1 protein-coding gene is annotated in these 607 nt (G+C 70.3%); it reads right to left on the bottom strand.

The annotated features are described in order from the left end of the window. The coding region (locus N2041_RS14620) for an AarF/UbiB family protein (RefSeq protein ID WP_297679351.1) at positions 1–607 on the bottom strand (607 nt) is incomplete at both ends.

Genomic DNA, 607 nt, shown 5'->3' with positions numbered 1-607 from the left:
GTCGAGCACCATGGCCACGATCATCTCCTCGAACGGGCGGAGCTCGTCCGGGGTGAAGTGCTTCACCAGGCCGAAGTCGAGGAAGGTGACGCGCCCGCCCCGACGGAACAGGTAGTTGCCCGGGTGCGGGTCGCCGTTGAACATCCCGAGCCGGTAGATGCTGCCGAAGGCGAAGCGGTACATGGTCTCGGCGGCCAGGTCGCGCTCCGCCTGGGGCCAGCCGACGACCTCGTCCCAGCGGGCGCCCTCGGCCAGCTCGGTGGTCAGCACCCGGGCGGTCGAGTACCGGTCGAGGACACCGGGCACGTGGATGAACGGGTGCCCGGCGTAGTGCTCGGCGAACAGGCGCTGGTTCGCGGCCTCACGGGTGTAGTCGAGCTCCTCGGCGAGGCGCGTGGCGAACTGCTCCTCGCTCTCGCCCGGCCGCCCGTCGCGGTAGTGCGAGGGCGTGGTCACCGCGCGGAAGCGGTCGAGCATCGGCAGGTCGAAGCCGCCGCGCGTGTACTCCAGCGCGGTCAGGTGCCCGGCCGCGATCGAGACGCCGTGATAGGCGCGCTTGCGCCCGATGATCTTCTTCTTCTCCGGGCGGCCCTTGGCGTTGTTGTAG

Source organism: Tepidiforma sp. (genome assembly GCF_026419595.1).
Taxonomy (GTDB): Bacteria; Chloroflexota; Dehalococcoidia; order Tepidiformales; family Tepidiformaceae; genus Tepidiforma.
Note: the sequence above shows the minus strand (reverse complement) of the source record. Positions and strands in the feature narration are given on the sequence as shown.